At 41.3% G+C, this 20,837-nt stretch carries 20 protein-coding genes; 8 read left to right on the top strand and 12 right to left on the bottom strand.

The window, feature by feature from the left end; translation table 11 throughout:
- Positions 1–25: 25 nt before the first annotated feature.
- Both LY624_RS16105 and LY624_RS16100 read left to right on the top strand, forming a co-directional pair.
- Positions 26–334 carry a hypothetical protein gene (locus LY624_RS16105; RefSeq protein WP_062568324.1) on the top strand — a complete coding sequence of 103 codons (309 nt, stop codon included), beginning with the start codon at positions 26–28 and terminating at the stop codon, positions 332–334.
- 2 nt (positions 335–336) lie between these two features.
- Positions 337–1,200, top strand: coding sequence for a putative metalloprotease CJM1_0395 family protein (locus LY624_RS16100; protein ID WP_341803465.1), 864 nt, complete (start codon positions 337–339; stop codon positions 1,198–1,200).
- A 60-nt stretch (positions 1,201–1,260) separates the two neighbouring features.
- Here the strand turns inward: LY624_RS16100 and LY624_RS16095 are convergent, their stop codons facing one another.
- The 4 genes from LY624_RS16095 to greB all read right to left on the bottom strand — a co-directional run bounded on the left by LY624_RS16095 (position 1,261) and on the right by greB (position 5,246).
- A complete protein-coding gene (locus LY624_RS16095) occupies positions 1,261–3,576 on the bottom strand; it encodes a Tex family protein (RefSeq protein WP_341803464.1) in 2,316 nt (771 codons plus the stop codon).
- 134 nt (positions 3,577–3,710) lie between these two features.
- Positions 3,711–4,292: a CBS domain-containing protein gene (locus tag LY624_RS16090; RefSeq protein ID WP_341803463.1), complete on the bottom strand. Its 582-nt coding sequence runs from the start codon at positions 4,290–4,292 to the stop codon at positions 3,711–3,713.
- A 52-nt stretch (positions 4,293–4,344) separates the two neighbouring features.
- The gene (locus LY624_RS16085) at positions 4,345–4,650 is read right to left on the bottom strand and encodes a hypothetical protein (RefSeq protein WP_130149153.1); all 306 of its coding nucleotides are present in this window, start codon (positions 4,648–4,650) and stop codon (positions 4,345–4,347) included.
- Positions 4,651–4,763: 113 nt separating this feature from the next.
- Positions 4,764–5,246: a transcription elongation factor GreB gene (gene greB, locus LY624_RS16080; RefSeq protein WP_062568319.1), complete on the bottom strand. Its 483-nt coding sequence runs from the start codon at positions 5,244–5,246 to the stop codon at positions 4,764–4,766.
- A gap of 165 nt (positions 5,247–5,411) precedes the next feature.
- On the opposite strand from greB, the gene ompR reads away from it, so the two are divergent.
- Both ompR and envZ read left to right on the top strand, forming a co-directional pair.
- Positions 5,412–6,131, top strand: a complete 720-nt coding sequence (ompR, locus tag LY624_RS16075; RefSeq protein ID WP_062568318.1) for an osmolarity response regulator transcription factor OmpR — start codon at positions 5,412–5,414, stop codon at positions 6,129–6,131.
- Positions 6,132–6,136: 5 nt separating this feature from the next.
- Positions 6,137–7,432, top strand: a complete 1,296-nt coding sequence (envZ, locus tag LY624_RS16070) for a two-component system sensor histidine kinase EnvZ (protein WP_341803462.1) — start codon at positions 6,137–6,139, stop codon at positions 7,430–7,432.
- A 114-nt stretch (positions 7,433–7,546) separates the two neighbouring features.
- On the opposite strand, the gene LY624_RS16065 is transcribed toward envZ, so the two are convergent.
- Positions 7,547–8,128, bottom strand: coding sequence for a hypothetical protein (locus LY624_RS16065; protein ID WP_341803461.1), 582 nt, complete (start codon positions 8,126–8,128; stop codon positions 7,547–7,549).
- Between the two features lie 157 nt (positions 8,129–8,285).
- Positions 8,286–10,328, bottom strand: a complete 2,043-nt coding sequence (locus tag LY624_RS16060) for a glycoside hydrolase family 97 protein (protein ID WP_341803460.1) — start codon at positions 10,326–10,328, stop codon at positions 8,286–8,288.
- 146 nt (positions 10,329–10,474) lie between these two features.
- Here LY624_RS16060 and LY624_RS16055 point away from each other — a divergent pair, with 146 nt between their 5' ends.
- The 3 genes from LY624_RS16055 (at position 10,475) to LY624_RS16045 (ending at position 13,980) form a co-directional block, all read left to right on the top strand.
- Positions 10,475–11,089: a methylamine utilization protein gene (locus tag LY624_RS16055; RefSeq protein WP_341803459.1), complete on the top strand. Its 615-nt coding sequence runs from the start codon at positions 10,475–10,477 to the stop codon at positions 11,087–11,089.
- Entirely contained in the window at positions 11,076–12,305 is a 1,230-nt protein-coding gene (locus LY624_RS16050; protein WP_341803458.1) for a hypothetical protein, read from the top strand. The genes LY624_RS16055 and LY624_RS16050 overlap by 14 nt, the downstream gene beginning before the upstream one ends.
- 73 nt (positions 12,306–12,378) lie before the next feature.
- A complete protein-coding gene (locus tag LY624_RS16045; protein ID WP_341803457.1) occupies positions 12,379–13,980 on the top strand; it encodes a methyl-accepting chemotaxis protein in 1,602 nt (533 codons plus the stop codon).
- A gap of 53 nt (positions 13,981–14,033) precedes the next feature.
- On the opposite strand, the gene speE is transcribed toward LY624_RS16045, so the two are convergent.
- The 6 genes from speE to LY624_RS16015 all read right to left on the bottom strand — a co-directional run bounded on the left by speE (position 14,034) and on the right by LY624_RS16015 (position 19,510).
- A complete protein-coding gene (speE, locus tag LY624_RS16040) occupies positions 14,034–14,897 on the bottom strand; it encodes a polyamine aminopropyltransferase (RefSeq protein WP_130149146.1) in 864 nt (287 codons plus the stop codon).
- A gap of 237 nt (positions 14,898–15,134) precedes the next feature.
- Positions 15,135–16,190 (bottom strand): porin, encoded by a 1,056-nt coding sequence (locus LY624_RS16035; protein WP_341803456.1) that lies wholly within the window; start codon positions 16,188–16,190, stop codon positions 15,135–15,137.
- A 90-nt stretch (positions 16,191–16,280) separates the two neighbouring features.
- Positions 16,281–17,069 carry an SH3 domain-containing protein gene (locus LY624_RS16030; protein ID WP_341803455.1) on the bottom strand — a complete coding sequence of 263 codons (789 nt, stop codon included), beginning with the start codon at positions 17,067–17,069 and terminating at the stop codon, positions 16,281–16,283.
- A gap of 14 nt (positions 17,070–17,083) precedes the next feature.
- Positions 17,084–18,451, bottom strand: a complete 1,368-nt coding sequence (locus tag LY624_RS16025; RefSeq protein WP_341803454.1) for an ATP-binding protein — start codon at positions 18,449–18,451, stop codon at positions 17,084–17,086.
- Positions 18,438–19,100 (bottom strand): response regulator transcription factor, encoded by a 663-nt coding sequence (locus LY624_RS16020; protein ID WP_130149142.1) that lies wholly within the window; start codon positions 19,098–19,100, stop codon positions 18,438–18,440. The genes LY624_RS16025 and LY624_RS16020 overlap by 14 nt, the downstream gene beginning before the upstream one ends.
- 11 nt (positions 19,101–19,111) lie before the next feature.
- Positions 19,112–19,510, bottom strand: a complete 399-nt coding sequence (locus tag LY624_RS16015; RefSeq protein ID WP_130149141.1) for a hypothetical protein — start codon at positions 19,508–19,510, stop codon at positions 19,112–19,114.
- A gap of 261 nt (positions 19,511–19,771) precedes the next feature.
- On the opposite strand from LY624_RS16015, the gene LY624_RS16010 reads away from it, so the two are divergent.
- Positions 19,772–20,836: a molybdopterin guanine dinucleotide synthesis B family protein gene (locus LY624_RS16010; RefSeq protein ID WP_237114556.1), complete on the top strand. Its 1,065-nt coding sequence runs from the start codon at positions 19,772–19,774 to the stop codon at positions 20,834–20,836.
- Position 20,837 lies beyond the last annotated feature (1 nt).

Below are 20,837 nucleotides of genomic sequence, written 5' to 3'. Positions count from 1 at the left end.
GAAGATCTCACTGTTGGAGGATATGATGCCAATCAGTTCTGTATTTAATAATGGCGTAGAAGGTTACAACCGCGCAAGTCAAGGCATTGAAAAAGCAAGTGCGCAAATTAGCCGCGCGTCTATTGACCAGCAAGACGACGCTCAACTTGCTCAGCAAAGACAATTACAAGGTGCAAGACCAGAGGAAGCGGTTACGCCACCTGTGTCTCAGCCTGCTCGTATTGATGAAGCATTGGTGAACCTGAAAGTTGAAGAGTTCAATGCTAAGGCTAACGTTAATACGATTCAAACTGCCGATGAAGTATTAGGCACGCTAATTGATATAAAAGCTTAGCTATGAATATCGTTACTCCCTTTCCCGTAATCAACATTAACACGGCGAACGTACATACCGAAAGTGCACGCCGTGATAACCAGTTGCGTGAAGTCATCCCACCTCCTGTGGCAACTAGTTCGAGTAACGCAGAAAATAAAGCACTGAGTGATGGCGAAAAAGCAAGACAGCCAAGCGGCGATGTAAGCACTTATGATGCTAAGGGTCGTCTTGAAGACGATAAAGCGATTCAAGAGCGAGAGCAAAGCGAACAAGGTAGTGACGAGAAATCAGAGCAGCAGCAACAAGAAGAGCAAAAACAAGAGCAAAAAGTTGCACAGCAAGAACAGCTAGAGCTTGAACAAATTAAAGAGCTGAAAGCGCGAGACACTGAAGTGCGTGTACATGAACAGGCGCATGCTTCGGTGGGGGGGAAATACGCAGGCTCGCCAAGTTATGAGTATCAACGAGGCCCCGACGGCACAAACTACGCGGTTGGCGGGGAAGTACAAATTGATGTGGCTGAGGTAAGTGGTGACCCTCAGGCAACAATCGATAAAATGCAAACGGTAAGAGCGGCAGCGCTTGCACCTCAAGAGCCATCCAGTGCAGACCGTGCTATTGCAGCCGATGCGACACAGAAACTTGCCGCAGCGCAGGCTGAACTTGCTATGCAGTCGCGCGAAAAAGCACAGGGTGGTGATGAATCGTCGTCATTAAGAATTGACCGTGAAGGTGCTGAAGATGAAAGTGAAGCGGTCAGCACTTCTCAGACCAAGACAGCCAAACGAGATGTGGAAGTTGATGAGCGAGCCACACGAATAGCCAACTTTTATCAAATGGCTACATCGCCTGGGGAACAGAATAATTTTTCGGCGGTTATATAATTATCAGATTTATAAGAGGCGCGGTTCAATTTGAACCGCGTTTTTGTTTTTAAGCTAAAACTATTTTTTTACTTTAGCATTTGCAAATGCATCGGCAAATGCGTTACCCATTGCCGCATTACCAAAGTCACGCTTTTGCTTAGGCGCACTTTTTGCTTTAGCCGCAGGCTTTGATTTGCCTGCAGGTGCGGTTTTATTGCTTGTATCTACATCATCATCTAAACGCATTGTAAAACTGATACGTTTACGCGCTGCATCAACCTCAAGTACTTTTACTTTAACAATATCACCTGCTTTAACCACTTCGCGTGGATCAGAAATGAACTTGTTGGTTATCGCTGAAATATGAACTAAACCATCTTGGTGTACACCCACATCAACGAAGGCACCAAAGTTGGCAACATTGGAAACCACACCTTCTAGAATCATACCTGGTTTTAGGTCGTTAATGGTTTCAACACCGGCTTTAAATTCAGCAGTTTTAAACTCTGGGCGAGGGTCTCGACCTGGTTTATCAAGCTCTTTAATAATGTCGGTAACGGTTGGTAAACCAAATTTTTCATCTGTGTAGTTGTTGGCAACCAATTTATTCAAAATATCAGTGTTACCAATTAAGCTATTTACATCTAAGCTGTTCTTTTCACATATACGCTTAACAACAGGGTAGGCTTCAGGGTGAACTGATGAGTTATCAAGAGGATCTGAACCTGTGCTAATACGCAAGAAACCAGCTGCTTGTTCAAAGGCTTTTGGTCCTAGGCGCTCAACTTTTTTAAGCTCAGAGCGTTTGCTAAATGAGCCATTGGCATCACGATAGCTAACAATGTTTTGCGCTAGTGTTTTGTTTAAGCCAGATACACGAGTCAGTAACGGCACTGAGGCCATATTTAAATCAACACCGACTGAGTTTACACAGTCTTCGACAACCGAGGTCAGGGTTTGACCTAGTTGGCTTTGTGAAACATCGTGTTGATATTGACCTACACCAATTGATTTAGGTTCGATTTTTACAAGCTCGGCAAGCGGATCTTGCAAACGACGTGCAATTGACACTGCACCGCGCAATGATACATCAAGGTTAGGGAATTCGTTGGCGGCAAATTCAGACGCTGAATAAACAGATGCACCTGCTTCACTGACCATTATTTTATTTAATTTAAGTTCACTGTTGGTTTTAATCAATTCAGCAACTAACTTATCAGACTCACGTGATGCAGTGCCATTACCAATCGCGATTAACTCAACTTTATATTGGCGACAAAGTTGCTCAAGTGTGCGAAGTGATTTTTCCCAATGATTTTGCGGCGCATGTGGGAAAATTGTTTGCGTTGTTAAAAGCTTACCAGTGCTGTCTACAACAGCAATTTTACAACCCGTACGTAAACCAGGATCAAGTCCTAAGGTTGTACGTGGCCCTGCAGGCGCAGCCATTAATAAGTCTTTTAGATTTTTTGCAAATACGTCAATCGCGCCGGTTTCCGCTTTTTCGCGCATTGCACCTAAAAATTCATTTTCTAAGTGTAGGCTTAATTTAATCTTCCAAGCCCACTGTACAACACTCATTAACCAGCTGCTTGCAGCGCTATTGCTCACATCTAACCGATAGTAGTCAGCAATCATTTGTGCACATACCTGTGCTGGGTTTTCTGCACTTGGTTCTGGGTTGATGCTTAATTGTAAAATGCCTTCATTGCGAGCGCGAAGCATGGCGAGAGCACGGTGTGAAGGGATTTTTTTAAGCGGCTCTTGGTGCTCAAAGTAATCACGGTATTTAGCACCTTCATTTTCTTGACCAGCGATTACTGTACTTTCAATTTGGCCGTGTTGTGCAATATGACTACGGAATTTAGCAAGCAGTTTGGCGTCTTCAGAAAAGCGTTCCATCAAAATAAATTTAGCACCGTCAAGCACCGCTTTTGTATCAGCAAAGCCTGCGTCAGCATTAATATAGTCAGCAGCTTGCTGCTCTGGTTCGAGGTTGGGGTCATTAAATAGCGCATCGGCAAGTGGTTCAATACCCGCTTCAATGGCAATTTGTCCTTTCGTGCGGCGTTTAGGTTTGAATGGTAGGTATAAATCTTCAAGCTCTGTTTTACTGTCAGCGTTATTAATATCACTACTTAGCTCGGCGGTTAGCTTACCTTGTTCTTCAATTGTGGCAAGAATAAAGCTGCGGCGCTCTTCAAGCTCGCGTAGGTACGAAAGGCGCTGTTCAAGTAGTCGTAATTGCGTGTCGTCTAGGCCGCCTGTAACTTCTTTCCGGTAACGTGCGATAAAAGGGACTGTGGCACCTTCATCAAGTAATTTGATTGCAGCAACAACTTGTGGTTGCTGGGCATTTAGCTCGGTCGCTAAGCGTGCAGAGATATTGCTCATGCATAAACCTTTTTAAAAATAGAAAATCAGTAAACTGAAGATTAATTGCCTGAATAATATCACAATAAGAAGGCCTTAAAAGCACTGCTTTTAAGGCCTTCGAAAATTGTTCTACACAACGCAATATTTATGGCTTAGTGAGGGTGATCGATATGCTGCATCACTTCACTGAAGCTGTTTGCAATAGGGTTAATATTGACAGGAATATGTAGCTTTTTAGCAATTTCACGTGCAGAAATTAACCCACAAATTTCATGTTCAGCACTTGTTACTAAAAGAAACATCATACCTTGGTGTTCCATGGTTTGTAGTGCATCCCCAATACATGCATAGCTGATGCTCTGTAAGCTTACACCAGCTAGATTATTTAGCGGTGTCATTACATCATGCAAAGTCACTTCATCGCGATGTAAGTTCAAACGTTGTGCAAGAATCATTATTTTAGAGCTTTGTAGATCAGCACTCGATGTGATCCCAACTAACTTGTCTGTGTCATCAACGACTAAGATGAAGTCAGAGCAGCGGTTACTTGTTTGTTTTAGCGCATCAACAATGGTGATGCTTGCGTGAGCACGTAGTGGATCTTTTTGTGTAAAGCTATTTAGTACTTTTAATGCTGGAGATGTTAGATCAAGTGTTGGTTCTACTTCATTAACAGCGTTAGATAATGCACCATTAGATACATCTTGAAGACGTAATTCTTTGAAATTATTCATATTTGTCACCATAAATTTTAATTAAGCATCGATTTTTAAAAACGTAGTTAAATTAAAATACAGGTGGCCCTCGCTGGTGCGCACTGTATACAGAGGCCTTAGTCTGAGTAAAAACACGTACACCTAGGCGCACATCAGGCAGTGGTTGGGCTGCGCGAAAGTTGAGTGCTGGAGTATGTTTATCTAAATCAGTATCAAGGTTAGCAAGGTCTGCATTATCACACGCAATAAAATGTGAGGTGGGTGTAACACTATCAGAATGGTTTTCTATGTCGCTGGCGTAAGAAATCAAACTCACACTGATTAAAAGTGCGAACACAATGGCATTACTTAATATGCGATGTATTGCGTTTGACATAGTTACTACCTTCTAAACATCAAGCTTAAAAACGTCTTAAGCTTCTTTAGTTATAGATCACATTTTTAGACTAAACAATCACAAATTAACCTTTTCTGAATTTATTTTATTAATTATGGCGCATCTGGATAGCTTATCTCATTGACATACCATTCTTTTTGGCCTTCAGGGGTCGTGACTGAAAAATCGTCATCGACTTGCTTGCCAAGGAGCGCGCGAGCCATCGGCGCATCGATAGAAATATAATCTTTGCGTTCATAAATTTCGTCAGGGCCAACAATTCGGAAGCGTTTGGTTTCTCCTTGCTCGTTTTCTATCTCAACCCAAGCACCAAAAAACACCTTCCCAGCTTGCTGTGGGTTGTAATCAACGATTTTTAGATCAGGCATACGTTTACGCAAATAGCGCACTCGACGATCTATTTGTCGTAATACACGCTTATTGAATTGATAGTCGGCATTTTCAGAGCGGTCACCAAGGCTTGCAGCCCATGTCACAATCTTGGTGATTTCAGGGCGTTTCTCATGCCATAGGTAATCGTGCTCTTGTTGCAATTGCTGATACCCTTCACGTGTGATTAAGTTGGTTTTTGCCATATCTATTAAACCTTTAAAGAAAACCTGTGCAAGGTATAAAAGTCTTTTGCCTTTGTCGAGATAGTTTTGAAATGTTCAGTAACAATCTAAGCGTTCAATTCGTTTTTTATTCTTAAGTTTTTCATTTATATTAACAAGTAACATATTACAAAAAGAATGAAAGTTATGGGACACGAAACGACAAAAGTATTGGTAGTTGATGACGATATGCGTTTGCGTAGTTTGCTTGAACGTTACTTGGTAGAACAAGGGTTTATCGTTCGTACAGCGGCAAACTCTGAACAGATGGATCGCTTAATTGAGCGTGAAAATTTTCATCTAATGGTGCTTGATCTTATGCTACCTGGAGAAGATGGTTTGTCGATTTGTCGTCGTTTACGTCAAAAAGAAAATGATATACCCATTGTTATGTTAACGGCAAAAGGTGATGAGGTAGACCGTATTATCGGCTTAGAACTCGGCGCTGATGATTATATTCCAAAACCATTTAATCCCCGTGAACTGTTAGCGCGTATTAAAGCCATTTTACGTCGTCGAGCAAAGGAAGTACCTGGTGCGCCAGCAGCAGAAGAGAACGAAATATCATTTGGCGAATTTACGCTTAATCTTGCTACTCGAGAAATGTCGCATGGTGATAAAACGATGTCGCTGACCAGTGGTGAGTTTGCGGTATTAAAAGCGTTGGTAACACATCCTCGTGAACCGCTTAGTCGCGATAAACTAATGAATCTAGCCCGCGGCCGTGATTACAGTGCACTTGAGCGTAGTATCGATGTGCAGGTGTCGCGCTTGCGACGTATGATTGAAGTGGATGCCGCTAATCCTCGTTATATCCAAACAGTATGGGGCTTAGGCTACGTATTTGTGCCAGATGGTGAAAAGTAGCTGTTATGGGGATGTTTCCACGTAGTGCGTTTGGACAAACCGTATTTTTGGTTGCTGCACTGCTTTTAATCAATCAAATAGTGTCCTATATAACGGTTAGTTTTTATGTTGTTAAACCCACCATAGAGCAAGTTAATCTGATCCTCTCGAAACAAGTTAAAACAGTGTTTATTGAGTGGGAAGAAGGCGTTGAAGTAAGTAAAGAAGCGTCTGAAAAGTTTTTTGAAATCACTGGCATTGAAGTCATGACGCAGCGCCAAGCTATGCGTGAAGGTCTGGCGGAGACACGAGAGTATTCAATGCTTTCACGCAGCATGTCGGAGCAACTCAACGGCTCTGCGCGCGTACGTATAAGCCAAACAGATCCACTTGTATACTGGGTTGAAGCACCACAAGCCCCTGGTTATTGGGTGCGAGTGCCATTAACTGGGTTACAAGAGAATAACCTTGAATTCCTCACTTTTTATTTATCTAGTATCGGCTTTTTAAGCGTATTAGGTGGTTGGTTGTTTGCGCGCCATCTAAACCGACCATTAAAAGCGCTACAGCTGGCGGCAGTTAAAGTGGGTGTTGGGGACTTCTCAACAAAGCTTGAAGAGCAAGGTTCAACTGAAGTGATAGAAGTAACCCGTGCGTTTAATCAAATGTCGCGTGGTATTGCGGCATTAGAAAACGATCGTCGTTTACTTATGGCAGGGGTTTCCCATGACTTACGTACGCCACTTACACGTATTCGTTTAGCAACAGAAATGATGTCTGACGACGAAGATTATCTGCGTGAAGGAATTATTCATGATATTGAGGATATGAATGCAATTATCGATCAATTTATTGAATATTTGCGTCATCACAAGCGCGAAGAGCTTGCTCTTGAAGATCTTAATGCCATCGTCAATGAAGTGGTTGAGGCTGAGCAAAAGCATCATCGGCAAATTAGCTTTAAAGAAAACCCCAGCATTAGTAATGTACCTGTCAGTACGGTTGCTATAAAGCGTGTTGTTACCAATATGATTGAAAATGCTATTCGTTACTCTGATGGTGATATTGAAGTGGAAACGCGCATGAGCAGTAATAAAAAGTTTGCCATGGTGGTTGTGAATGACCAAGGGCCGGGTATTCCTGAAAGCGAACTTGAAACTGTCTTTGAGCCGTTCAAACAAGGTGATGCGGCACGTGGTAGTGAAGGCAGTGGCTTAGGCCTTGCGATTATCAAACGTATTGTTGATATGCACGGCGGCCGAGTACAACTACTTAATCGCCCAGAGGGAGGCCTCAGCGCGCAAATCTATTTGCCTTTTTAAAAGTATTTAGCTTTAAGCCTTAAGCTATGAGTTTCAAGCAGCCCGAGTGGGCTGCTTTTTTTATGGGTGAAGATTTACAGAGCAGTTAGTTACTTATAATTTAAGTTGCCACAGTTATGAGTTATCAATAAAACTAGTTTTAAAGTGCTTTCTTGCTTTGAAGGGGGCTGAAGCAATGATGAAATTTAAAGAAAGTAGCAAGATAACTATTAAGATAGTTAGCCAGTTTAAAGCCATCTGAATGAGAGTCGGTGGTTCATAAAAGCCAAAATGCATGAACTCGGCAATTAAAATTTTATTTTTATAAATTAAGCTGTTACAAAAATTGCCAAGTGCAAAAAAAGATACACTAACCAGAAATAGCATAGCAGTTATAGTTGCCACTTTGAGCTTTAAAATATTTACCTTTATATATTTCGTTAAAAAATATAGAAATACTAAAAACGCAATACTGCTTACAAAGAGCGTGGCACCTAGCCCCAGAGTTAGTAGATTTGAAACCACCCATACTGGCTTTACAGTTATTGGCAAATCATTCGGGTTTATGTCGTCAGTCACTAAAAAGATGTAAATAGACATATAAGTTAAAATACTGATTACAGTGATCGGAATATGCCAAAGTAATTCACGCTTTTCTTTTTTACGAGCTGTTTTATGTGCGGTATTTCTCTGTGCAAGTCTTTCTAAAGGGTCCATTCTTTACTTACCTGAGTAATCATTCAAAAAATTTACCTTTGAGAAAGGTGATTTGCAAGTAACCATAGCCATTACTAGTCCTCCTATTTCTCAAAACAATAAAAAAGCGCGACATCAAATGCCGCGCTCTTTTTTCTTGAAGCTTAAAACTTACAGCTTAGATTGCTTTAAAACGAATCGATGTGCCGCCGCTGGTAGCAAGCTTTAACGTTAGCTTATCATCGGCGCTAACAATGCGTTTTTCTACTTTTAAGTCGTAAGGGTTATTTACCCACTGTGCTTTGTCACCATCGCGGTAGATTTGCGCTTCAAACTTTTTACCTTTATCTAAGAAGTCTAACTTCACTTCTAAAGTGCGGGCTTGTTCGTCTGTAACAGCACCTAGATACCAGTCGTTACCTGAGTATTGATCACGCTTGCGCTCTTTACGTGCAAACACAACGTAATCGCCAACTTCGCCTTGTAGTGCAATACTTTGTTGCCAGTCAGTTGGTACATCTTGAATAAATTGGAATGCATCTGGTTTCGCTAAGTAGTTACGTGGCAAATCTGCCGCCATTTGAATTGGGCTGTACATTACAACATATAGCGCTAATTGCTTCGCTAGGGTTGTTTGTGGGCGGTTGGTATCGGCACCTAAACCGTTAAAGCCCATATCAAAAATACCTGGCGTAAAGTCCATTGGGCCTGCCAGCATGCGAGTGAAGGCAAGCATAGGAATGTGCTCTGGTGGGTTTGGAGGGGTTCCCCATGCATTAAACTCTTGTCCGCGCGCACCTTCTCGGGTTATCCAGTTTGGGTATGTACGGCGCAGGCCAGTATCTTTGATTGGTTCGTGAGTATTAATGCTAATCTTATGTTTTGCAGCCAGTTTTACGTTATATAGGTATTCGTTTACCATAAACTGACTATCGTGCCATTCTTTACGCACAATACCGTTTTCATCAATACGCTTTATGTTGCCGCCGTCAGCAACGTAACCTGTTTTTACTTGGCTCACATTTGATTTTTCGTACAGCGCAAACGCATCTTCCATTTGATTGCGGTAGTTGGTAACGTTACCTGATGTTTCGTGGTGCCCGATTAATTGCACGCCTTTTTCTTTGCCATAGCGAGTTAATTCCTCAATGTCGAAGTCATCATAAGGCTGTGTGAAGCTAAATACATCACCGTTATAGAACCAGTCGCCATCCCAGCCAATATTCCAGCCCTCGACGAGTACGCCATCGAAGCCATACTTAGCTGCAAAGTCCATATAGTATTTAGTGTTTGCGGTTGTAGCACCATGAATCTTACCGCTACCCCACGTATTTTCATTGATATGCATACCCCACCAAATACCGACGTATTTGCCAGGTTTAACCCACGATACATCACCAAGTTTATTTGGTTCGTTTAGATTTAAGATTATATCTGAGTTAATTAAATCAACAGCTTCATCACCAATTTGAATAGTACGCCAAGGAGTATTAAATGCGCCGTGCTTCTTAACTGCTACGCCATCAGACCAAGGTGTTAAATCGGCTTGAAAAGTACCGTCACGGCGTTGATTTAGCACCATGCCAGCATAGTCAACAAGGGCAGCTTCGTGAATACTAATATGGATGCCATCTTTGTTTTTTAAGGTAAATGGTGTGTGTACCAGTGCCGCTTTATGTAATGGTGTGGTGTTATAAACATATTCATAGCGATTCCAACCGCGTGCAGGTATCCACCAAGCCGTTGCATCTGATGAATCTGTGATAGCAAACTCAGTGAGTTCTTTTGTGATCTCTATATCTTCAAAGCCTGCTTGCTTTGGTAATTCGTATCGAAAGCCAACCCCGTCGTTAAAAGCACGAAAGCGCACTGTAAATGTGCCGCCTTGAGGTTGTGGCTTTTTAAATGTAACAGCCACTTCATTGTGGTTATCAACAACAATTTGGCGTTCACCCCAAGGTTGCTCCCAGCTGCTTTTTACAGAATCAGTTGTCTGGCTGCTAATTTTGTAGCCTTCGCTCATTGCTGGTTGTTGCTTGAACACCAAGCCCAGCGCAGAGTTTGCAATAATTTGTTTACCTGCAAAGCTAACTTCGTAGCTAGGTGCGTGTTGTTCATCGGAAATCGTGACTTTTATTTGCCCATCAGGAGAGCTGACAGTCGTGGTTTGTGCTAGGCAAGTACCTGAAAAGGCTGCTAACATTAAAGCTGTAAATCGCATTGTTGTTCCTTGGCGGCTTATGATTGTGAATTGTTGTCACAATAAGCATAAATTGACTTGCGTGTTAATACGAGGTATCTGCATACGTATTCAGCAAAGTACGCACTGATTTTAAAAAGCCAAGCATATGAAAAGGTTCATCAAAAATGATAAGAATAATCCTGTTATTACTTACCTTTAGTCCAACACTTATGGCACAGAAAATTCAAGTTGTTGACCAAAACAGTCAGCCTGTTGCTAATGCTGTTGTTTGGTTGAAAGACCATTCTCAAAGTCCATCAACGGAAGCTAGTTACACCATGAGCCAAGAAAATAGAGCTTTTTCTCCTCATGTATTAGTGGTGCCTAAAGGGGCGAATGTTGAGTTTCCGAACTTAGATTCTATCATGCACCATGTGTATTCATTTTCTAAAGCAAAACACTTCGAATTAAAACTTTACCGAGATAAACCTGAAAAGCCGGTTCGTTTTGAGCAGACAGGGGTTGTTGAACTCGGATGTAATATTCATGACTGGATGCTGGGTTATATTGTTGTGGTTGATAGTCCATCATTTGCGCAAACTGATGAACAAGGTTTTGTTGATTTAGATCTCCCCGAAGGGACGTTTGAGTTAGCGATATGGCATGATCGGTTGTCTGACATTAGCGAACCAGAAATTACTTCGTTTAATAGCAAAAACAGTGTGTTACGTTATCAATTAAAGCAGGCGCTTTTACCAGCACTTGAATTAAGCAGTGACGAGTTCGATGACTATGAATAAGTGGCAAGTAGTACTGTGCTCTGTGCTTGTTGGTTTACCTAGCTCTGTACTTGCAGAGCATGAAGGATTAATCGCAATATCCGCACTAAAAGGCGATCAATTAGCCAGCTACCAGCGTACCGGTATTGGTTTATATCGCTATGATAATGACCATGATGGTATTCGTCTTTCTCAAGCGATGCTCAGCAGTCGCTTAGAGTTAGATAGAGATTGGTCTGTGCACACAACTGTTAATGTTCATGCTGACCCTTCTATGACAATTGGTTTTAGCCAAGCTTATCTACAATACCAGCCGTTGACAGAAAGTCGTTATAAGTTAGCTGTTAAAGCGGGTGGTTTTTATCCGAAAATGTCGCTTGAGAACCCACAAAGTGGCTGGATGTCGCCTTATAACTACACCAACTCAGCCATTAATAGTTGGTTAGGTGAAGAAGTTCGTACTTTTGGTGTGGAAACAAGTATAAAGCGCCCAGGTCGACAGTTTCGTAGTGACCATAGTTTTGAGGCCGTTGCAGCGGTTTTTAAAGGTAACGATCCTGCAGGAACGCTGTTGTCTTGGCGTGGTTTTGCACTTCATGATAGGCAAACAACATTTAATGAGCGTATCGACTTTTCTGTGCCAGCATCTTTTTCTAATTCACAGCTCATCAAGCAGGCCGACTATGTGCAGCCTTTTGAAGAAGTCGATGGTCGGTTTGGTTACTATGTTGGCGCACATTGGGATTATCAAAAGCGCTCACAATTTCGTATCTACTACTATGATAACAATGGTGATCCAAGTGCAATAAATACGCGTACCGGTCAGTATGCTTGGGATACGCGCTTTTTGAGTGCTGCGTGGTTGTACAAGTTTACCAAGCAGACACGCATTATTATGCAGCTCTTAGATGGTAAGACCGCAATGGGTAAAAACCGAGGCGTAAACAATAGTTTTTACAGTCATTTTATTATGTTAAGCCACAAGTTAGACCAGCATCGTCTCACAATTAGGTATGATTACTTTAAGGTTAGTGATCATGATGATTGGGTGTTTGATCCTAACCAAAGCCGAGGAGAAGCTTTAACCGCTAGTTGGCGATATCAGTTGTCAACACAGTGGCAAGTGGGTGCTGAATATTCAGTACTGAGCAGTGACGCTCAAAATAGACCAAGTATGGGATTTAATGAGCGCAATTCACAACAACAATTTATGCTTTCTGCACATTGGCGCTTTTAACTTCATACACTTTTAATGTATTTCAGCTAAGCTCTTACAAATATGCTGATTAAGAATTTGATTAGGAAAATGTATGAAATTACATAGCATACGTGTCAAAAGTTCACTGCCTATCGTTTTACTCGCAATTGCTATTGTGATCTTGATAGCAGGTTACACCTACTTAATAAACTTACAAAGAGTAGCAATAGACGCACAGTCAGAGCGGTTTGTTAATGCTGTATCAGTAGTCGTAAATGCAGACAGAGATTTATACCAAGCAAAAGTGGCTGAACTTCACTTAGTGACCACAGATAAAGGTGATAAAGCTTATTTAGATGATCATCAAGAAAATGCAAATCAAGTGGCTGATCGTTTCAAACAGTATCTATCTTATATGTCTGCCTATCCTGAGGTAACAAGACAATTTGGTGGTTTTAATAAAGCCTTTGATTCATGGTTTTCAGCATCCACTTCTTACATAAATGATTCATTGAGTAGCGAGAAAAAACAAAACGCTGAGCGCGCATTTTCAGCGCTTCGAGATATCCTTGATAAAGCGGGGGAAGCGGCAGATAAAACCTCACAAGCTGAAACCGAGAAGCTGATGAGCAAAGTGATTAGCTTTAAAGTGATGTTAATGATCATGATCGCCGTTGTATTAGCCATTGCAGGTTGGTTTAGTTATTTTGTACCGCGTCAATTAACTACACAAATTAATTATGTCACCGAGCGCATTAATGAAATCGCTTCTGGAGATGGTGATTTAACGGGGCGAATTAATGTAAAAACACAAGACGAATTTGCTGAGCTTGCGACTGCTTTCAACCGCTTTTTAGATAATTTGCAGCAGTTGATTAAAGACATTTTAGAACAAGCTAAAGAGTTAAATGACTTAGGTAACGACTTAGGCAGTTTTGCTAATCAAAACCATCAAGTTAATCAAAAGCTCAGCCAAGCATCTGAGTCGATTGTCAGCGCAGTACATGAAATGAGTGTCGCTAGCCGTGAAGTGGCAAATGTAGCGCAAAACTCATCCCATGAGGCTGATAACTCACAACAGCTTGCCAAGCAGGGTTTGTCGGCAGTTGATAACTCAAGCAGAAAAATTATCGCATTATCCGAAAATATGGAGCATGCAAGCCAACGCTCTACAGAGTTACAACAAAGCTCAGATAATATTGCCAAAGTACTTGAAGTAATACGTGCCATTGCTGAGCAAACAAATTTACTCGCTTTGAATGCGGCCATTGAGGCTGCTCGAGCAGGCGAACAAGGCCGTGGGTTTGCTGTTGTAGCAGATGAAGTACGTACCCTTGCAACGCGAACGCAAGACAGCACGAATGACATACAAACGATGGTTGAGCAGTTTGCAGCAAGTGTGGAGCAATCACTACAGGCTATCAATAGTGGTAAGCGTTATGCCGATGAAGCGGTTGAATCATTCACGCAAACAAATGATGTATTAAACCTGATGCAAGAATCATCAGTGAAAGTCAACGACATGGCAATGCAGACGGCGCAAGCAACTGAAGAGCAAACCGCAGTGGCTGATGAAATAAGTCAAAACTTGTCAGACTTAAACGATCAAACTCAGCAAGGCGGAGGCTTAGCAAGCTCGACTCAAGAGGTGGCTAATCGTATGAGCCAATTAACTAATGAGCTTAATCATTTAGTTAATCGATTTAAGGTTTAAAACCAATTGGTAACAAAAAAGGGCTCATTGAGCCCTTTTCAATTTAGGTAAAACTACTTTTTCTCAAAAGCACGTTTCATATAATTTGGTGTGGCTAATGCACCGTGGTGAATGCCTGCGTTATAGTATTCTGTGCTTTGTGAAAGAGTATTAGCATCGTTTTCACGAAAACCATTGAAAGCTTCTGATTTACGCGCAAGCGTCACTGACCATAAACCACTTGGGTAGATTGGTTGTGGGAAAGGCAGTGTTTGCAGGTCATTAAAACCAACTTCAGTCATCGCGTCGCGCATTTCTACTAACAGTGGCATGTGCATAAGCGGTGATTCACTTTGTTGAATTAAGATACCACCAGGGCGCAAGGCCGTTAAACAGCTAGTATAAAAAGCATGGTTAAATAAACCTTCACCCGGACCAACAGGGTCTGTACCGTCTACAATCACAACATCGATTGACTCAGGTGCAGCTTCACGCATGTATTTGATACCGTCGTCAAACATCACAGTGGCGCGTGGATCTTGGTTTGATTCACATAATTCTGGGAAATATTTTAGTGACATTTGTGTCACGACTTCATCAATATCAATTTGCGTCACGCTTTCAACACCTGGGTGCTTTAATACTTCGCGCAATGTTCCACAGTCGCCACCACCAATGATAACTACATTTTTAGGAGCGGGGTGTGCAAGCAATGCTGGATGGCTGATCATTTCGTGATAGAAAAAGTTTTCACGGCTACTTACCATAGTGCAGCCATCAATAATCATAAGATTACCAAAGTCAGTCGTTTCATACATTTCTACTTTTTGAAATGGTGACTGCTGTTCATCAAGCTTTTTGTTTATGCGAAGTGAAAAGGCACTACCATCACGGTCACTAATTTCAGTGAACCAGTTGTTTTGATCTAAATTAGCCATCTTGCTTATACACTTTTGGTTAATGGTAAAAAAGGGGTGCAATTCTGCCAGTGCTTGGCCAATTGCTCAATCAAATTTTAATCAGTATAGCGAAAATTTTTCTTCACCTTGTAGTTGGCACCTTTTTAATCGTGATAAAGGTTGTGTCGTTTTATCGAGATAAACAATTAATAATTATATAAAACAATAAACTACAGGCATTACAAAAATAAACCATTATCCAAATAGTAAGACTAATTAAAATTTAATATTAATGCCAAGAGCCACATTAATATCATCAGCCTTATCAGCATCGAAATAACGTTTTCGAATTTCTACATAAGCGTGTTTTTGCGATGCAAATCGATAGTCGTTACCAATGACAAGGGCGCGTTGCTTCGCTCCTTTTATGTCATTAGCGCCATAAGCATACTCTAGACTGCCATAGATTCGGTGCTGGTCAAATAAACGATAACGAGCGCCAAGTGCGTAGTGTCGAGATTCTGCGGTTTTAGATTTTTGTAAGTCTTTGAGTGAGTGTGTTGCGCCATAAATAGAAACTTGCAAATTTGAGCTTGCTTGCCATTTAGCAGAAGCGATGTGGGTATGATACTTGGCTTGTTCGTAATAGCTGGCTTGATAACCAGCTTCAAGCTCGATATTTTTGAGACCTGTGTAATGAATACCTAGTCCAACCCCGTAATCTAGCTTAGTATCTTTGACCCTCAATCGCTGGCTACCAATTCTCAATTGCGGTCTATTTTCCAGTGTGCGGCTGAAGTTGTATTGACCTGAAAGGCGAAACTCATCAAAGCGAGTGTGATATTGCATGGTATGAGAAGGGCGTTTGGTGTTTAACTCGTCTTTTGTTAAATGAACCGATGCGCCCACACGGTGGCTACGGTCAAAGTTGTCGTAGTTTTTTACAATCGCATTTTGTTGCCCATACTGTAGTTTCCCCCATTGGGTGCGTACACCTAAATAGGCTTGCCGAGTTTTAAAAAAGGGCGTGTCATCAGTATTAGCATTGGTTCCCAATTCATAACGACCGTAGATCTTGCTTTGGGCAACAGGGTAATTAAATTTAACTCCTGCTTTACTGGCATTATCTTTTAATTGCCACTGTTGAGAAGAACGGTTTGACCGTTCATTTGTTTTTTCTTGCTTATTGCTATAAGTCGCGGCAATTTTTAAATTAGCGTAAGGTGAAATATCAAGCTCATTTATTAAGTCTTTTAATTGTATGTCACTGCTGCTGACTTGTGCACTTGTGAGTAGTAGGGTTACAGGGAAAATAGTGTATGAGTATCGCATGTTTTGTCTCTTATTAAATAAATAAGAGACATAGTAAAAAACCTATCCTGACAAAATACTTAGAGGCGTTGTAAGGTGAGTGTCAGGTTATTAATTGGCTGTGGTTGCGCTATCGTGGTGAGGATCAATAAACCAAACATCAGGTGTTTTTTGGCATAAATTGATAGTGCGCTGCTGTTGTATCGCTTGGCGCTTAAATTGTAATTTAACAATGCGGCACTGCGCTAACCCAAAAATGTGGTGAATAGGTAATACATAGCCATCGCGGGTTAGATCGTTATCATATGTTACTTTTAGCTCATACGGACGGCTGTTTAGAAAATCTCGCTTTTTGATTGTATTTTCAAAATCGGCATATTTTGCATAGCCGATGAGCTGGTTATCTCGCTCAATTAATGCCCATTCTTCATTAAGCTCTAAGGCTAGCACTTTCACTAATTCATTCTTGGCAATTTGACCCATTGGTGCTGAATCAGGCGATGGCGCCTGAAAAAGAGATATTTTATTTTTGCTAATCACCGGTATATCAAGAAACATGAGTTCAAAATTGGTTTTTATACTTTCTTGACCAACACGTTGTAGCTGAAAGGCTTGTAAAGTGGTGTCGTCGATGGTTGCCGTCCAGCGAGTTTTAGTCACTGAGTCTTGATTAACTATTTTACTGTGTGTGGGTTTTTTTAGGCTATGAGCCAACTCACGAAACAGGTGCTGACGACCTTGATCACTTAAAAACAGATCAAGCTCTTCGTTGATCGCCAATGCTGCTAAGGCATGCTGTTTTTTCAGTTGTGTTTCAATTGTCCCAGGATCTTTAATTAATTCAGTGAGCTGGCATCCAGTTAGGGTAAATAAAGCAATTGATAAGATTAATTGTTTCATAAGAACTCCGAGTGTCAATCCATGATTATATGCGTGCCAGGTAGTAGCAAAGTGATACCTAAACCTGTTTTTGAAAGTGTACTGTCATACAAGGAAATAGTGCCGCCATACAGTAGAACAATATCTTGAACTATATTGAGGCCTAAGCCACTGCCTTGTGTTGTTTCATCTAAGCGCTTGCCAGGAGCAAACACAGTTTGGCGTTCAGTGATTGGAATACCTGGGCCGTCATCTTCTATGCATATTTCTATGCCTCGCTCAACATGTGTTGCTTTAATAAATACACGTTGTATGGCCCATTTACAGGCATTATCGATTAGATTCCCTAAGACCTCATCAAGATCATGGTTATCGCCATTAAATTGCAGATGAGGGTGGCAAGAGAAATCTATTTTCAAGCCTTTTTGCTTATATAAAAGCTCAAGGCTAAAAATCAGCTCACTGAGTGTGTCTGCGACATTGGTTCTTGCTGCCAGTTTTTCAAATGAGCCCGCCAAACGAGCGCGTGCCAAGTGGCTATGCGTGCTTTGACTCAGCTTTTCAGCTTGTTCGAGAATGATTTTTGCGTCGCTTTGAGGTAACTGATTTGCATGATTCTTCAGCACTGAAATTGGATTTTTCAAAGCATGAGCGAGATTCGATGCTTGCAAACGAGCTCGTTCTAATATTTCTTTATTATTTTGTAGCAAATGATTAAGTTCAGTTTGTACTTCATCAAGCTCATTCGGAAGAGATAAAGTCAAGGAGTCTTGCTGTCCATCTCGAATGGCGCGAATTCCTCGTTGTAACTCTTTTATCGGATGAAGCATTTTTTTTAGTTGCCAGAGTAAAAGGCTGGCAAATACTAAGCCTAAAAGTGCAAACGCGACTATTAAGCGTGTTGCAAAAGCAATTACATCACTATGAATATCATCTTTTGGACCACTGACAATGATGAATACCGTTTGATCGATAGCTTGAAAATGAACACGACGAATGGCCCCTCGTAAGGCTAAGCCTGTTGGTCCTTCAAATTCAATAAAAGTTAGCTGCGGGTTATTATGCTCAGCAATTAAAGGAAACGGGGCGTCGGCATATAAAGAAGCTGATTGCTGTTTTACCTCACCTTGATGAATGACTTGCCAATACCAACCAGATAAAGGTTCTTGAAATCGCGCTGCCGCAGAGATGTGATCCAGCTGTAACTCCCCAGATGCGGTGAACTGTGTGGCAGCCAATAACGAGTTTGATTTATTTGTTAGCGTTCGGTCAAATCGTCGCTCTATATATGAGTCGAAAAGCATGACTAGTGCCACCGATAACACACTCAGCGCAATTATCATGAAAATGATCATGCGCTGGATTAAACGACCGCGTAACGAGTAAGTTTTATTCGTCGGCATTGAGAAGATATCCTTGTCCGCGTCGGGTTTGAATATGCGTGGTGCCTAGCTTTTTACGTACACGGTTGACCAAAACTTCAATAACATTTGAGTTATGTTCAAAGTCCATTTGATATAAATGCTCTGTCAGTGTTGCTTTGGAGACAACCTGATTCTGTCTATTCATTAAGTAGGCGAGTAAACGATATTCTAATGCGCTTAGATCAAGATGAGTTCCTGCCAGTGTCGCACGTTGAGTTGCGGTATCTAATTCCAAAGAACCGGCACTTAAAACGCTGCTAGCATGGCCATTGCTGCGCCTAACAAGGGCTTCTACGCGTGCGAGTAATTCTTCCATTTCAAATGGTTTGATTAAGTAATCATCTGCGCCAGCTCTTAACCCTGTTACCCGCTCACGCCATGTATCACGGGCGGTTAAGATAATAACGGGCATTTTATTACCATTTCTTCGCCAATCAGATAAGACACTTAAGCCATCACGTTTTGGCAAGCCAATATCTAAAATAGCGATATCATATTCTTCCGTATCACCTATAAACCACGCTTCTTCACCATCATGACATTGATCGACTGCAAATCCATGTTCAGTTAATGCGTGACTAATTTGCTCGGCAGCTTGAGTATTATCTTCAACGACTAACGCGCGCATATTGCTTCCTTTTATGGTTGTTCCTTGCTGCTACTCTTATCACCAACCAGTTTATCTAATTCTTGAAAAACACGGTTGATGGGATCCCATTGCTTTTTACTATCATCTAATATCAACTCAAAGGTGTCGGTTTGGTAATAACGATGACTGACATCACCACTACGATTAACAATTTTGACCTTAAAGACTGGTTGACAGTCGAGTTGCTGCACATTTGATTTCAAAAGAGTCTCCCCATTTAATAAGTCTTCAGCTTTAAACTTTTTAATAAAGCGATAAAAAACTTTCGCTGAGGGAGTGTTGCTTTGAACTGTGCACTGCTCATCTTGACCATAAGCGAACCCTGTCAGCAAAAATAAAACGATTGCTAAAGGGATAAAATGGCATTGTTTATTGTTGGATAACGACATAGCCCGCCTAAAAAAGAAGATAGCAACAAAGGAGTATACTTAGCCTTAGCTTACAACAACCTTACAGTCACCACTTAGGTTTACTAATTTATTATTTTAATAAAAAATAAATAGTTATTTATTTGATTTGTAATGTCTTTTTTGAATATTACAGCAAGCTTACTGGGTATATAACATAGCTGTCAGGGTGATGCTTTTAAGATGCACTCATTGATTGGCAATGAGGCCAATTATAGTCACTTAATGTATAGGAATTATATTATGTCAGCATCATCTTACACTATGTCACAGCGCCTTCAGTCTGCAAAGCGTGCTTTTGTAACGCGCCGAGTAGACAGCAATGATTTGCAGGGATTAAACACAAACCAGTCACCTAAAAGTGGTGACCTTGTATTAGCAAGAGTGACAGAGATTGGTCACCACACAAAAATAGAACGAATTGATGGTCGTAAAGCAACTTTATATGAAGGTGATGAGATTATTCTCGCTTTTGGCAATCGTTATGCTCCAGATCAATTTGAAGCGACCGTACCCAATAACTTAGATGCTTGTCATATGGTTGCTGCTGGTGGTATTGCTGGTTTAGCGCTTGGTTGGCACAGTCGCATTTCAGTACCCACTGCTATTCAACCAATAGGATTAATCACCAATAAACATGATCAGGTTATAAATGTCGCTGATTATAAACTGCCCAGCCATCAATATGGACTCGTAGCCAATAGTGTGCCAAGCGTGGTGGTGGTTGGTACTTCGATGAATGCGGGTAAAACAACCACAGCGGCCCATTTAATTCATGGTTTAAATGCTGCTGGTCACACTGTGGGGGCAATGAAGATTACAGGCACTGGAGCAGGTGGTGATCTTTGGCTAATGAAGGATTCAGGTGCCGCGCACGTACTTGACTTTACTGATGCAGGTTATCCAACAAGTTTTAATATTGGTAATGAACAAGCGAAGCAAATTTATCCTGTTCTAGCGGCAGAACTAATACGCAAGGGTTGCACTGCAATTGTGATTGAAGTGGCTGATGGTATCTATCAACAAGAAACAAATGCGATTCTAGAAAGTCCTGACTTTAAACAACATTTTCCAAATGTTTTATTTACTGCACGCGAAGCTATGGGGGCGCAAAGTGGTGCCAGTTGGCTGGTGAACCAGGGATACAATGTGCAGGGAATTGGTGGACGTATCTGTGCTTCTCCATTAGCCACACGTGAGGCGGCAAATGCATTAGGAATGACTGTGTATGATTTAGCTGATTTACGCGACCCTACAACAGCTTGTTATATTTTAGGAACTGACGCTTACACATCAGGTACAGCCTAGT

The organism is Pseudoalteromonas sp. N1230-9 (assembly GCF_032716425.1).
Taxonomy (GTDB): domain Bacteria; phylum Pseudomonadota; class Gammaproteobacteria; order Enterobacterales; family Alteromonadaceae; genus Pseudoalteromonas.
The sequence above is the reverse complement of the archived record's forward strand: the minus strand, read 5'-3'. Positions and strand labels throughout refer to the sequence as shown.